This window comes from Bradyrhizobium sp. CCGB20 (assembly GCF_024199855.1).
Classification (GTDB): domain Bacteria; phylum Pseudomonadota; class Alphaproteobacteria; order Rhizobiales; family Xanthobacteraceae; genus Bradyrhizobium.
Genome location: NZ_JANADN010000001.1, coordinates 2555065 through 2566200, shown reverse-complemented (window position 1 = coordinate 2566200; position 11136 = coordinate 2555065). Strand labels below are relative to the sequence as shown.

At 60.8% G+C, this 11136-nt stretch carries 16 protein-coding genes; 11 read left to right on the top strand and 5 right to left on the bottom strand.

The genetic code is table 11. From position 1 onward, the window contains the following. Nucleotides 1–101 precede the first annotated feature (101 nt). The gene (locus tag NLM15_RS11895) at nucleotides 102–785 is read left to right on the top strand and encodes a recombinase family protein (RefSeq protein WP_254117134.1); all 684 of its coding nucleotides are present in this window, start codon (nucleotides 102–104) and stop codon (nucleotides 783–785) included. A 9-nt stretch (nucleotides 786–794) separates the two neighbouring features. Here NLM15_RS11895 and NLM15_RS11890 read toward each other — a convergent pair whose 3' ends face one another. After that, nucleotides 795–1112 carry a hypothetical protein gene (locus NLM15_RS11890; RefSeq protein WP_254117133.1) on the bottom strand — a complete coding sequence of 106 codons (318 nt, stop codon included), beginning with the start codon at nucleotides 1110–1112 and terminating at the stop codon, nucleotides 795–797. A gap of 121 nt (nucleotides 1113–1233) precedes the next feature. Here NLM15_RS11890 and NLM15_RS11885 point away from each other — a divergent pair, with 121 nt between their 5' ends. From NLM15_RS11885 to NLM15_RS11850, 8 genes are read left to right on the top strand one after another with little or no spacing between them, the layout of a single operon-like run. After that, nucleotides 1234–1596, top strand: coding sequence for a hypothetical protein (locus NLM15_RS11885; RefSeq protein ID WP_254117132.1), 363 nt, complete (start codon nucleotides 1234–1236; stop codon nucleotides 1594–1596). After that, nucleotides 1593–1901 carry a hypothetical protein gene (locus NLM15_RS11880; protein ID WP_254117131.1) on the top strand — a complete coding sequence of 103 codons (309 nt, stop codon included), beginning with the start codon at nucleotides 1593–1595 and terminating at the stop codon, nucleotides 1899–1901. Before NLM15_RS11885 ends, NLM15_RS11880 begins: the two co-directional genes overlap by 4 nt. Further along, a complete protein-coding gene (locus tag NLM15_RS11875; protein ID WP_254117130.1) occupies nucleotides 1901–2386 on the top strand; it encodes a hypothetical protein in 486 nt (161 codons plus the stop codon). Before NLM15_RS11880 ends, NLM15_RS11875 begins: the two co-directional genes overlap by 1 nt. Beyond that, nucleotides 2287–3693 carry a hypothetical protein gene (locus NLM15_RS11870; protein WP_254117129.1) on the top strand — a complete coding sequence of 469 codons (1407 nt, stop codon included), beginning with the start codon at nucleotides 2287–2289 and terminating at the stop codon, nucleotides 3691–3693. The genes NLM15_RS11875 and NLM15_RS11870 overlap by 100 nt, the downstream gene beginning before the upstream one ends. Then, nucleotides 3693–4079, top strand: coding sequence for a hypothetical protein (locus tag NLM15_RS11865; RefSeq protein WP_254117128.1), 387 nt, complete (start codon nucleotides 3693–3695; stop codon nucleotides 4077–4079). Before NLM15_RS11870 ends, NLM15_RS11865 begins: the two co-directional genes overlap by 1 nt. Next, nucleotides 4076–5548 (top strand): phage portal protein, encoded by a 1473-nt coding sequence (locus NLM15_RS11860; protein ID WP_254117127.1) that lies wholly within the window; start codon nucleotides 4076–4078, stop codon nucleotides 5546–5548. The genes NLM15_RS11865 and NLM15_RS11860 overlap by 4 nt, the downstream gene beginning before the upstream one ends. Beyond that, nucleotides 5545–6009 (top strand): hypothetical protein, encoded by a 465-nt coding sequence (locus NLM15_RS11855; protein ID WP_254117126.1) that lies wholly within the window; start codon nucleotides 5545–5547, stop codon nucleotides 6007–6009. Before NLM15_RS11860 ends, NLM15_RS11855 begins: the two co-directional genes overlap by 4 nt. Then, nucleotides 6006–6533 carry a hypothetical protein gene (locus tag NLM15_RS11850; protein WP_254117125.1) on the top strand — a complete coding sequence of 176 codons (528 nt, stop codon included), beginning with the start codon at nucleotides 6006–6008 and terminating at the stop codon, nucleotides 6531–6533. The genes NLM15_RS11855 and NLM15_RS11850 overlap by 4 nt, the downstream gene beginning before the upstream one ends. A gap of 161 nt (nucleotides 6534–6694) precedes the next feature. Here the strand turns inward: NLM15_RS11850 and NLM15_RS11845 are convergent, their stop codons facing one another. After that, entirely contained in the window at nucleotides 6695–8344 is a 1650-nt protein-coding gene (locus NLM15_RS11845; RefSeq protein WP_254117124.1) for an arylsulfatase, read from the bottom strand. 551 nt (nucleotides 8345–8895) lie between these two features. Here NLM15_RS11845 and NLM15_RS11840 point away from each other — a divergent pair. Beyond that, the gene (locus tag NLM15_RS11840; RefSeq protein WP_254117123.1) at nucleotides 8896–9147 is read left to right on the top strand and encodes a hypothetical protein; all 252 of its coding nucleotides are present in this window, start codon (nucleotides 8896–8898) and stop codon (nucleotides 9145–9147) included. A 69-nt stretch (nucleotides 9148–9216) separates the two neighbouring features. Here the strand turns inward: NLM15_RS11840 and NLM15_RS11835 are convergent, their stop codons facing one another. From NLM15_RS11835 to NLM15_RS11825, 3 genes are read right to left on the bottom strand one after another with little or no spacing between them, the layout of a single operon-like run. After that, nucleotides 9217–10065: a nucleotide-binding protein gene (locus NLM15_RS11835; RefSeq protein ID WP_254117122.1), complete on the bottom strand. Its 849-nt coding sequence runs from the start codon at nucleotides 10063–10065 to the stop codon at nucleotides 9217–9219. Continuing rightward, nucleotides 10065–10244: a hypothetical protein gene (locus tag NLM15_RS11830; RefSeq protein ID WP_254117121.1), complete on the bottom strand. Its 180-nt coding sequence runs from the start codon at nucleotides 10242–10244 to the stop codon at nucleotides 10065–10067. Before NLM15_RS11830 ends, NLM15_RS11835 begins: the two co-directional genes overlap by 1 nt. 25 nt (nucleotides 10245–10269) lie before the next feature. Further along, nucleotides 10270–10542 carry a hypothetical protein gene (locus tag NLM15_RS11825; RefSeq protein WP_254117120.1) on the bottom strand — a complete coding sequence of 91 codons (273 nt, stop codon included), beginning with the start codon at nucleotides 10540–10542 and terminating at the stop codon, nucleotides 10270–10272. 334 nt (nucleotides 10543–10876) lie between these two features. Here NLM15_RS11825 and NLM15_RS11820 point away from each other — a divergent pair, with 334 nt between their 5' ends. Continuing rightward, nucleotides 10877–11080 carry a hypothetical protein gene (locus NLM15_RS11820; protein ID WP_254117119.1) on the top strand — a complete coding sequence of 68 codons (204 nt, stop codon included), beginning with the start codon at nucleotides 10877–10879 and terminating at the stop codon, nucleotides 11078–11080. Nucleotides 11081–11136: the final 56 nt, after the last annotated feature.

The window sequence follows — 11136 nt, the reverse complement described above, 5'->3', positions numbered from 1 at the left end:
CGGGCCGACGTTCCTGAGCTCGACCAAGCGCGGCCTTGAATGCCGGGCGCCATTCTGTTACGTTTCCTCAGGGAAATGATACAGGCTTTGAGGATAACGCTATGTTCCGCAAAGACTTAATCAAGGCTTTCGCCTATCTCCGCACCTCCAGCGCGACCAATGTCGGCGAGGACAAGGACTCCCAGAAGCGCCAGCTCGCCGCGATCGAGCGGTTTGCCAAGCGCAACAGCTTCACCATCGTTGGCACGTTCTCGGATGACGCTGTGTGGGGCGAGGACGACATTGCATCGCGTCCCGGCTTCTCGGCGATGTTGGATGCCCTGGAGGCGAACGGCACCCGTACGGTCATTGTAGAGGATGCTAGCCGCTTCGCGCGCAAGGTGCTCGTGCAAGAGCTTGGCATCGTGGCGCTGATCGCGCGGCAGGTCTCGTGCTGGTCCGCGGCCGGCGACATCGAGCTGACCAACACCGAGGACGAGTTCAAGGTAGCAATGCGGCAGGTCGCCGCGACCTTTGCTGAGCTTGAAAAGAAGCGTCTCGTGAAAAAGCTCAAGGTGGCTCGCGAGCGCAAGCTACAGGCCACCGGCAAGTGTGGCGGCCGCAAGACCTATGAGGAGCGCAATCCCGCGATGGTCGAGCTGGCGAAGAAACTGCACCGCTACACCATCAACGGGCGCAAGCGGTCGCTGCGTGACATCGCCGCCGAGCTGGAGGCCGCGGGCCATGTTGCCAAGAATGGCCAGCGCTACTCGGCGACTGCGATCTCGCGCATGATCGCGGCCTGATCGCCTCGCTCACACGAACTTAACTCCGAGGCGCTGTTCATCGCGCCATAGCGCGCGGCACCGGAACCGCTTGCGATCAATGAACAGCTCGAACGCGTCCGGGATATCAGCCGAGGACGGAAGTTCCAATACAGCCAACGTCGCAGTCCGATCGTGCACCGTGCAGCTGAAAGCGCTTTTGGGAAATTCAATTATTCCGAATTCTTCTTGTTTTTCTTGCTTCATAGGGCGCTGGTCTTCTTCTTGTTTTGCCCGGCTTCGTAACTGAATCGGGAAAACTCGGCAACCTATCGCCTCGGCCTCGCCTCCGGACGCTCCGAAACACATCTGCACCGATCCCGTGCAAGCCATTGATTTTTAACAGCTATTACGAACTTGTCATTTGAAACAAAATGCTGGGCGGATACTGTGGACATACCGCGAACATGCAGTGGCGATGAGTGCTCGAATGGCGGAGATAGCCGCGCTATCCAAAATTGATGGGCGCACGAAGTTGGCGAGGCGGCTGAAAGCCGATGCCGCTCATCGAGATGAGATCGCGACCGGCTTGCTCACCGATCTCAATCGGCCGGCAAACACGACCGACAGGATCTGGGCCCAAAACCTCGCCGTCCTGGTCTGGCGTGCCGAGCAGATCGAAGCAATCGGTGGGGATACCACAGAGCTGCGGCGGCTGATCAACCAATCCATGAGGGCGGGCGGACAGAAGCCGGCGCCACCGGCACCGGCGAAGACTTCGCCTGGCCCGTCCGCCGCGGAGCGCATCGCCGCCATCGGCGCGGCCCGGAAGGCCGCGGAGGAGGCATTGTGAGCGCACCGCCGACACGCCGCCTCCGGGCTTTGGCCGACGTACTGATGGTGCACGAGTATCACACCCGCGTGCACGACGGCACCATCGTCATGATCGCGGGCACGACTGGCGAGATCAGGCCCCATCATGGCGAGCTGATCGTAACCATCAGGCAGCGAACCTCCGCCGCGACGGTCCGGAAACTGCTCGGCCTCGCCGTGCTCGACGTTGCCGGTAACGGCGACCTGAAGCTTGGCCGCATGCCGCGGCCGGACGAGGCGCCGCTGTTTCGTGACCTCCTCGGCTTGCATGCGAGGAGAGCGTGATGCCGCCGATCACGTCGATCGAGTTCTTCGCCGGCTTGAACTGGATTGACGGCAAGCCGCTGGTGATCGAACCGTATCGGCGTGAAATCTTCCGCAGGGCGCTCGACACCTACCTGGACGGCACCAGCATCCCAGCAATCAACCTGGTGGTCAGCGGCCGCGGAAAGAAGAACAACAAGAGTCTCGACCTTATCCTCGCCGGTCTCTACTGCCTGGTGTGCCGCGAAAGTCCGCAAGGCTCCGACGTCCTGATCGTGGCCAATGATAAGGACCAAGCCGAGCAAGATCTCGACTTGGCCAAGAAGCTGATTGCGGCCAATCCCGACATTGCGGAGGAGCTAGAGATCCTCTCCGACGAATCCGCCGCAAGGACGGCAAGGGTACCATGCGGGTGCTGCCGGCGAACAACGTCGCGGGCCAGCACGGCAAAACAGCCTGCTTCATCGGCTACGATGAAATCCACGCCTACCGCGATTGGAGCCTGATGGAGGCCCTACAGCCGGACCCGACCCGCGGCGACGTCCTGCAGTGGGTGACTAGCTATGACAGTCTCCTCGACTTCGAAGGCGCACCGCTTCACGATTTGAAGAAGATCGGCATCAGTGGCGAAGACCCGCGAATGCTGTTTTCGTGGTATTCGGCCGACTTCACGACCGATCCGGCAGCCGTCAGTTTGCCGCCGGATCAACGCGCAAATCCTAGCTGGCGGTCATGGCCGGAAGGTCTCGGCTATCTCGCACAGCAGCGCCGCCGTCTGCCGTCGGCGCGCTTTCGGCGCCTTCATCATAATCCGCCGGGTGCTCCACAAGGAGCTTTCTTCGACCAAGGCATAGTAGAGCGTGCCATCGTCACCGGGCGTCATGCGCTCGATCCGGTCGACGGAATCGATTACCTCGCCTTCGTCGACATGTCTGGTGGCAGCAGCGACGATGCGACACTCGCGATCGCGCATTGGGACGGCCGTAGGGTGGTCATCGACCTGGTCATCAATCAGGGCGAAGCGATCCCGTTTAATCCCCGACTCGCCGTGGCGAGATTCGCGGCCACCTGTTCCCGCTATCGGATCAAAACCGTCAGTGGTGATGCTTATGCTGGCGAAACCTTCCGCCGGGACTTTGCCGATTGCGGCATCGACTACGTCGTCCACAAGGCGACCCGCACGGATCTTTATGAGAATGTCGAGGTGGCGCTGAACGCCGACCAAGTTGAGCTGTTGGACAGCGCCAAGCTGCGAAACCAGCTTCTGACCTTGGTGCGGCGTGGTGCGAACATCGATCACCCGTCTGGGCAACATGATGACTGGGCAACCAGTGCAGCCGGCGCCGTGACGCTGGCCTGTCCCGACCTCGGCGCGCCGGTGCCGTCGATGCTCGTGCACTACCAGCGCATGGTCGAGGCGGCGATCGCGCCGCCGCCGGTTAGCGATAAGGTGCGCATCGTCTGGCCGCCGCAGGACCAGGCGCCGTCCCATCTCGAGGACGACGGCCACGCTTACCTCGTCGAGCTCGATGGAAACGAGTTAGTATTTCGCGTCAGCAAAGATCACGCTCGCCGCCTGCTCAAGGGGGCGCTCTCCACCCCCAATCTCGTCGCTGCGAATCAAGAGATTGCCGCTGGTCTTGAGCCGCTTCGTGAGCCGGCCCGCGTCAACATTAATGCAATACTCGCCGAGATCGAGGCGCAACGCCCGATTCATCCGCTCGATCGAGGCAGAATGGCGCGGGAAGCCCTACGGGGCTACAGCCCCGGCGCGGTTTTGCGCGAGGTGCTTCAGGAACGGGGATATCGGTGATGATGAGCACCGTAGCGATCATAAGCAATGATGCGGAGGACGCCGTCGTGCTGTTCAAAAGTAACGAAGTGCTCCGGCGTGATTACGAGCAGATCTGCCGGCGCTTCGATGGCCAATGGGAGACAATCCTGGCCGACCACGCCGAGGCCCAGGCCACGATCCAACCAGGCCAACCCAAACTGGCGAAAGCGGATCGGCGGACCGCGCTGCTGGAGGAGCAAAAACTACTCCTCGAGGAGCATGTTTCTAGACTGCAAGCCGGTAACGCGACGCTCGCTAAAATCGCGGCCTGGTTGAAATACCGCAACCAAGCATTTGCCGAACACAATGAGGTCGCCGACCGAAGCAAGCGCTTCGCGCGGCGGCACGCGAGGTTTGCCGAATGACCGAACTCGATAAGATCTCAACCCCACGCGGTGAAGCGCGGTTGATGACTGAGATTGACGCCAACGGCGGATACCCGACAGCACCGCCGGGCACCGGTGCGGACTGGTTCGGACCGCAGGCACCGATGCGGCCTCTGGCACCGTCGGAGGTTGCCGGACGGGCCTGGGACTTTGTCCCTGGCTACAATCTCAACACTCAGCCCCGCGCCTACGAGTCAATCGACTTCGTCTCGCTGCGGGCGCTCGCTGACAGCTACGATCCGGTCCGCCTCATCATTGAGCGCCAAAAGGATCAAATCTGCCGACTACCCTGGAGAATCCGACTCAAGCACGAAGACACCGGCCGGCGTCCGAAGACCAGTGAGCTATCACCTGCCACAAGGGGACGCATCGCCGACATCACCAACTTCATCAAGACGCCTGACCACGACGTCAACTTTCGCGCCTGGCTTCGTTCTCTACTCGATGACCTATTCGTCATCGATGCGCCTTCGATCTACTGCGACCGCAATTATAGCGGCGACCTCGTCGGTCTCCGCATCGTCGACGGCAGCACCGTCAAGAAGATCATCGGACCAGATGGGCGCGCACCGCGGCCGATTAGATGGACCGGTGCGCCATTCGAGTGGAACGGCCAGACCATCACGCTGGAGAACCATCGCGCCCTCGGCTTCCGGCTTGTCGGTGGCACGATGTTTCCGCCCATGTTTCAGCAGATTCTGCACGGGCTTCCGGCGGCCTCACTCACAAGGTGGGACCTACGCTACGCACCAATGAACGTCCGGCCCGGCCACGTATACGGCTTCAGCCCGTGCGAGCAATTGGTGCAGACGGTGTCGACCGCGATGCGCCGCGCGACACATCAACTGGAATATTACCGCGAAGGCAACCAGCCCGAGAGTTTGTACGGATTGCCTCCGACATGGACGTCGGACCAGATCCAGAAATTCCAAGACTACTGGGACAATCTGTTTGTTGGCAATCTCGGTCGCCGCCGCCAGATGAAGTTTATGCCCGGCGGCGGGGACTATAAGCAACTCAAGGAACCGCCGCTCAAGACGGAGATAGACGAGTGGCTGGTGCGGATCATCTGCTTTGCGTTCTCGTATCCTCCGTCGGCCTTCGTCACGCTCTCGAACCGCTCCATCGCCGAGCAGCACGAACGGCAATCGGAGGAAGAGGGAATCGAGCCGGTAAAAAATTGGGCGAAGGACCTGCTAGACGGCGTGATCGCCGATGAGTTTCTTTCCGACGATCTGGAATTCGTATGGATCGAAGAAGACGAGATCGACCAGGAGAAGCAGTCGATCATTCTCAACAGCTACGCCGAGAACGGCGTCATGACGATCAACCAGGTAAGGGAGCGTCTAGGCCTCGATCCCGATCCATCTCCGGCCGCGAACAAGCTGATGGTGAAAACCGCCGCGGGCTACGTGCCAGTCGACAAAACCAGGGAGATCACCGCATGACAATATTATCGCCGGCCAGAGCGCGCCTGGCCAAACTGATCGCCGCGGGCGTGGACGATCTCGACGGCGATCTCATCGCTGTGCTTCATGAGGAGCACGCGGCAGCACTGGCGCGGCGCGAGGCCGCGCGTAGTCAGCTTGTCGAAGCTGAGGCGGATGCTATCGCGATCGCCGCAGTGTTCGGCGAACAGGGACGGTCCGGCCCGGGGTCCTCGGTCAAACTGAAATGGCTTAGGGCCGGCGAGCGCGCGGCTGTGGCATGCAGCGAGGCATCACGGCCAGAGCCGACGCCTGATGAGATGATGGAAGCACTTCGCCGCTGGACCACAGTCCTGGCGCGCCTCTCGACGGACGCCACCGCGCCGCGGCCACTTGCCGTCATCCACCCCGTCCGGCCTCGCCCGCTGGCCGCTGAGGCTTCATCGCACACGAACCCCACTCCGTTAGGATTATTTCGATGACGAAGACCGCGCGCGATCCGTTGTTCGCAACCCAGCGCGCCCCGATGTCGTCGGGGCGCCATGCCAAAGCGATCACCCCCGATCCTAACAACGATCTCTCCGACGTCACTTCCAGTTTGATCGTGACCATCGGGGCCGGCGGCACTGGGGTCACGGTAATCTTTGCTGATGATCCCGATCAGGCGCCGGTCTCGATCCCGCTCGCGGTCGGTGTCTTCCAGCTGCAGATGCAAGTTCGTCGCGTGACCGCAGCCACGCTCGGCACCGGTGGTGGCATTGTCGCAACATGGGATGAGTTACCGCGACCGTCACGACGCTGCTTTTCTCCGTGGGGCAGCGGGTTGCGCCCGGCGGCGGGCGTTTTGGTCTCCCTGTGGCGCCCGCCGCTGACTTTCATTCCTTCAAGCGCGTGCAGCCCATCCAACTGCGAGCGCTCGGGGGAGCCGGCGAGGTCGACCGTGGATGTAGCGGCGGCTTCGCTTGGCGACCTTTTCACAACGGCGTGCGATGACCAAACTATTTGATCTCGTTGGCTTCGTCGCGACGCTGATCCTACGTGCCGTCCAAGGCGCGTTTGATGTCCGCAATGCTCCCGACAGCGGCGCACAAGCGGACATTGCAGGAGGTCCGCGAAGGGCCAATTACTGACAGGAGCGGACGATTCGCCGCCCCGATGGACAGAGCATCAATTTTTCCCCGGGCCCGCCGTCATGATGTTGTCCAGGACATCGCCGATCGTGAAGCTCGCCGCTTTTGCGCGCGGTGGGAACTCCTTGAAGCTCTCGATATACTTCGCAACAATGGCTTGTGCGGGCACGAGTAGAAAGACACGGTGAGAGTGCCAATCGCTATAGAGCATGCTTGTTGTGGCGCGTTCGAACGGATCGGCCCGCAGATTGTACAAATTGGGCACGCGGAGCTTCGTAAATTGGCCTTGCCAGACTCCGATTGGAAGTTTCGGATTGATTTCAGCATGCTGCTCCATGAAGGCGATTTTCCAATCACGAACGCGAATGGCCATCAGATCGCCGTCGTCGCTCCAGTATAGGAATTCGCTGCGCGGCGACTCCTTTGCTTCGCCTTTGAGGAACGGCAGCAGGTTGAAGCCGTCGAAATGCGCTTTGAACTGCTTGCCGTTTAACGTCGTGCCCTTCTTCGTCCGCTCGACCAGGTCCACATCCCCGTTGGCGGCCGCGAATGTCGGTATGAAGTCTTCATGTGCACAGATGTCGTTGATGACGGTTCCGGGCTTAATGACTCCGGGCCACTTGATCAGACACGGCACGCGGAAGCCGCCTTCCCAGTTGGTGGCCTTCTCGCCCTTGAAAGGCGTCGCGCCGCCGTCGGGCCAGGTAAACACTTCAGCACCATTGTCGGTTGTGTAGACGATGATGGTGTCGTCGGCGACGCCGAGATCGTCGACGAGTTTCAGGAGTTCGCCGACATGCCCGTCGGTCTCGACCATGCCATCCGGATAGAGGCCCTTGCCGGTCTTGCCTTGGGATCCCGGCTTGAGATGCGTGAAGACGTGCATGCGCGTCGAGTTGAAGTAGCAGAACCACGGCTTGTTGGCGCGGTGTTGGCGGCCGATGAAGTCCTTGGCCGCGTCGAGGAATTCCTCGTCGATAATCTCCATCCGCTTTTTGGTGAGCGGTCCGGTGTTCTCGATCTTTCCGTCTGCGCTGGACTTGATCACCCCGCGCGGTCCGAACCTTTTGCGGAACTCGGGATCCTTCGGGTAGTCGGGGTTCTCCGGTTCTTCCTCGGCGTTGAGATGATAGAGGTTGCCAAAAAATTCGTCGAAGCCGTGCGCCGTCGGCAGGTGCTCGTCGCGGTCGCCGAGATGGTTCTTGCCAAACTGGCCGGTGGCATAGCCGTAAGTCCTCAGGACATCAGCAACGCTGGGATCTAGTGGGCCGAGGCCAAGCTCGGCGCCGGGCAGGCCGACCTTGGTCAGTCCCGTGCGCACCGGCGTCTGTCCCGTGATGAAGGCGGCTCGACCCGCTGTGCAGCTCTGCTGGCCGTACCAGTCAGTGAACACGGCACCCTCCCTGCCTATTCGGTCGATGTTGGGCGTGCGATAGCCCATAATTCCCATATTGTAGGCGCTCACGTTGAACCAGCCGATGTCGTCGCCCATGATAAAGAGGATGTTGGGCTGGCGGCCCGAGGGTACGGCTGGCTGTGCGGTAGCGGGCGCAGCTCTTTGGTCCTGCGGGAACGCCGCGCTGCTCATCGCTGCAGCTGCAGCCAGCATGGACGTTCCCAAAAGCAGAGTACGGCGATCAATTTTTCTTGGCGACGCTGTTCGTTCGCGCGCGTCTGTGTTGATCATGCTTCACTCCGCATTCACCTGGATACTGCACTGCAAAATCGCGCCTTAGCGATGTCTGCATGCTAGTGAACATGAAGAAATATGTGATGTGCAGTTTGTGCCAAAGGTGACTAGCACTCAGCGGAGTCCGCAATGGGTCAAAACCGGCAAATGCTCTGATTGAGCAGAGAATTTCTGCTTAGCTCCCGAAAGCCGACATCTGCGCCTTTATGGTCGGGCCGCCGAGCCTCATGCTGATGCGATTCTGCCGCTGCCCCATTGGGTGCGGGCCGCGCGCGAGATCGTCATCGAGTTGCTACCGGCCGAAGCGCGCGATCCTGGTGCGCTGACGAATGCACTCAAATGGTGCAACACCAGGTTGTGAAATCCGGAACGTTGACGTTGAGTCAGGCGAAGGAGCAGCATGGCGATGCCGTCGAGTACAGCGGCCCGGCCGACATCTGTGAAATGCCTGCCGAGCCTAACCCGAGCCACCTTGGAGGTTACACATGGCCCAGGCTACCGACCATTCTACCACGTCCAAGTAGAACCCCGACGCCGCACTGCTCGCGATGATCAAGCACCATGATATCCTTTCGGCGCAGTGGGATCTCGCGGTCAAACGTGACCCCATGAACGGCGCCCCTACGAATCTCATCCAAAAGACGTCCGACTTGCAGCGTAAGATCATCGCAACCTGCGCCTTCACATCAAAGGGCCTGGACGCCAAACTAAGGATCGTGCGTCATGCCGAGTTCGATGACGACGACGGGATCATAGCCGCAATCCTCGAGCTCGACGCCAAGCGCGTCGCGGCGCGCTGATCACGTCTGCACTGCCGAGACGACGATGAGGCCGCCCGCGAGGGCGGCCTTCCTTATCTAGACACAATCCTAAGCTCGCTTCTTCGCCGGCTTAGACTCGGTTGGCTCGAACTTGCCTGCAGTCATCCAGTCATTACCGATCCGATTGACTTGGCATTTCCTCGCCAGACGACTGGCGAAGCTGTTGCGGCTCTGTGTGCTATCGTTCAGACGCACCATGTGGCGACCGCCAATGTCCGAGAAGTCCTTCACCCTGCCGATGCTGACCATCACGGTCTTGTCAGGATAGGCGCCGAGCGCCAAGCCAGCCTCGAACAGAACGTTTGGTCGCGCCTGGCCCTGCTGCTTGCCCTCGGTGGACCGCTCCGCGGCCTTGACGAAGTGCGGCTTGAGCTCCACGAGGTCATCGGGCGAGAACAGCACGACGATGGCCTCGGCCTTCTCCATAACAACGTTCAGGATCTTTCCGACGTAGGGATTCCCCTCATTTGCCTCGTCGATCGCATGTTCCCATTCTAGCGGATGCAATCCCAGCGCGCGCAGGAATTCGAACATTGACCTGCGCAGCGCATCATCACGGCCATGGACCACAAAGACGGTATTGCCCTTGGTACGCTTCGCCGGCTTCTTCGCACGCGATTGCGCACGGCGCACCGGGCGCTCGACGGCTTCCACTGGCGCATCATCCCGGTGCCGGCGGCTGTTAGACGAAACGCCGCCGCGGAGCTCGGCTCGCTCCTCTGCCGTCGAATACCGGCTGATGTTCACCCCAACACGATGGGCGAGCTCCAGAGCAGCCAGATTTCGCTCCAGCCGCGTCTCTCGCATGACCTTCTGGACGTGATTGTAGACCGCCTTAATGGTGATCCCCATCTTGTCGGCGAGGCGTTCAAGCAGCTCCTGGTTGATTTTCGGCACTACCGCTTCTTGCTCTTACGGTGGCGGGCGACGTTGACGTAGTTCGGCCCGACATCAAGGAGGGCCGCAATCTCGCGCGACGTGAACCCGATCGCATCGAGCTTGAGCGCCGCCGCATCCTTGTCCTCGATGTCCTTCACGTAGAGCAGCGCCAGCAGCCCAGCGATCTTGTCGAGCACGGGAATCCCCTGCTCGGCAGCGGTATCACCGGCGGACGCGCGCTTTCTTGCCTTTTTTGCCATTGGCTTTCCTGGTCCTACTGCGGCTTCGCATCACCTGCACGGATGCGGCGGTCGATCCTGCCGCCTCTGCGGCGTCCCTTGTCGGCAGCCCGAGTCCTTCGAGGAATTTCACCCGCTCGAGCACCTCGCCATATTTGTCCGGCGCCTCCTCCCAAGCCTTTGACAAGGCAAGCCTCGCGAGCGAGCGGCCGATCACCGGCAGCCAGGTAGCGTAATCGGGGGTGTCCTCAGCCATGCTTTTACCTGCGGTTGCGAATCGCAGGGGGCATGCTGCCGCTCACGGTTCCCGCAAACAAGCTAGTGCCGTAGTCATCCGGGCACTTATCCATCAAAAAAGATCGGGAAGTGGAGCGCAGCTCGGCAATAGTCCGAGGTCAACCTCGACGCCCGCTCGCTGATCGCGCCGGCATCACCGACAAGGCTGGCCGCCCATCAGGTCGGCCCTTCCGTTTTTCAGTATCACATAGTTGGGAGAAAATCTTGGGGAGGAAATTTCTGTAGCAGCATACCGGTTTCGGGTCGCCCATCGGAACGGCTGCCCTTGGTTCGCCATATGTGCGCAATCCATATTGCACACACGCATCGTGAATGCGTCTGGAGCATTTGGTATTCTACCTAAACGGGAATCGGTCGTCATCTCTGTTCGCGTGCCTCTCGATGTGAAGACCTGGCTGGCGGCCCAGGCGAAGCGCAACATCTCCTCGCAAACCGCAGAGATCATCAGAACGCTGCGCGATCGCATGCAGCGCGAGCAGCGCGAGGCGGTGCGGTGACGTCAAAGCGCATGAAAATCGGTGACACCATCTGCACCCGAAACGGCGTCGACGCT

Excerpts from the sequence above, each read along its gene's own strand:
- NLM15_RS11895 (WP_254117134.1), top strand. The coding sequence starts at position 102 with ATGTTCCGCAAAGACTTAATCAAGGCTTTCGCCTATCTCCGCACCTCC.
- NLM15_RS11890 (WP_254117133.1), bottom strand. The coding sequence starts at position 1,112 with ATGTGTTTCGGAGCGTCCGGAGGCGAGGCCGAGGCGATAGGTTGCCGA.
- NLM15_RS11885 (WP_254117132.1), top strand. The coding sequence starts at position 1,234 with ATGGCGGAGATAGCCGCGCTATCCAAAATTGATGGGCGCACGAAGTTG.
- NLM15_RS11875 (WP_254117130.1), top strand. The coding sequence starts at position 1,901 with ATGCCGCCGATCACGTCGATCGAGTTCTTCGCCGGCTTGAACTGGATT.
- NLM15_RS11870 (WP_254117129.1), top strand. The coding sequence starts at position 2,287 with ATGCGGGTGCTGCCGGCGAACAACGTCGCGGGCCAGCACGGCAAAACA.
- NLM15_RS11865 (WP_254117128.1), top strand. The coding sequence starts at position 3,693 with ATGATGAGCACCGTAGCGATCATAAGCAATGATGCGGAGGACGCCGTC.
- NLM15_RS11860 (WP_254117127.1), top strand. The coding sequence starts at position 4,076 with ATGACCGAACTCGATAAGATCTCAACCCCACGCGGTGAAGCGCGGTTG.
- NLM15_RS11855 (WP_254117126.1), top strand. The coding sequence starts at position 5,545 with ATGACAATATTATCGCCGGCCAGAGCGCGCCTGGCCAAACTGATCGCC.
- NLM15_RS11850 (WP_254117125.1), top strand. The coding sequence starts at position 6,006 with ATGACGAAGACCGCGCGCGATCCGTTGTTCGCAACCCAGCGCGCCCCG.
- NLM15_RS11845 (WP_254117124.1), bottom strand. The coding sequence starts at position 8,344 with ATGATCAACACAGACGCGCGCGAACGAACAGCGTCGCCAAGAAAAATT.
- NLM15_RS11840 (WP_254117123.1), top strand. The coding sequence starts at position 8,896 with ATGATCAAGCACCATGATATCCTTTCGGCGCAGTGGGATCTCGCGGTC.
- NLM15_RS11825 (WP_254117120.1), bottom strand. The coding sequence starts at position 10,542 with ATGGCTGAGGACACCCCCGATTACGCTACCTGGCTGCCGGTGATCGGC.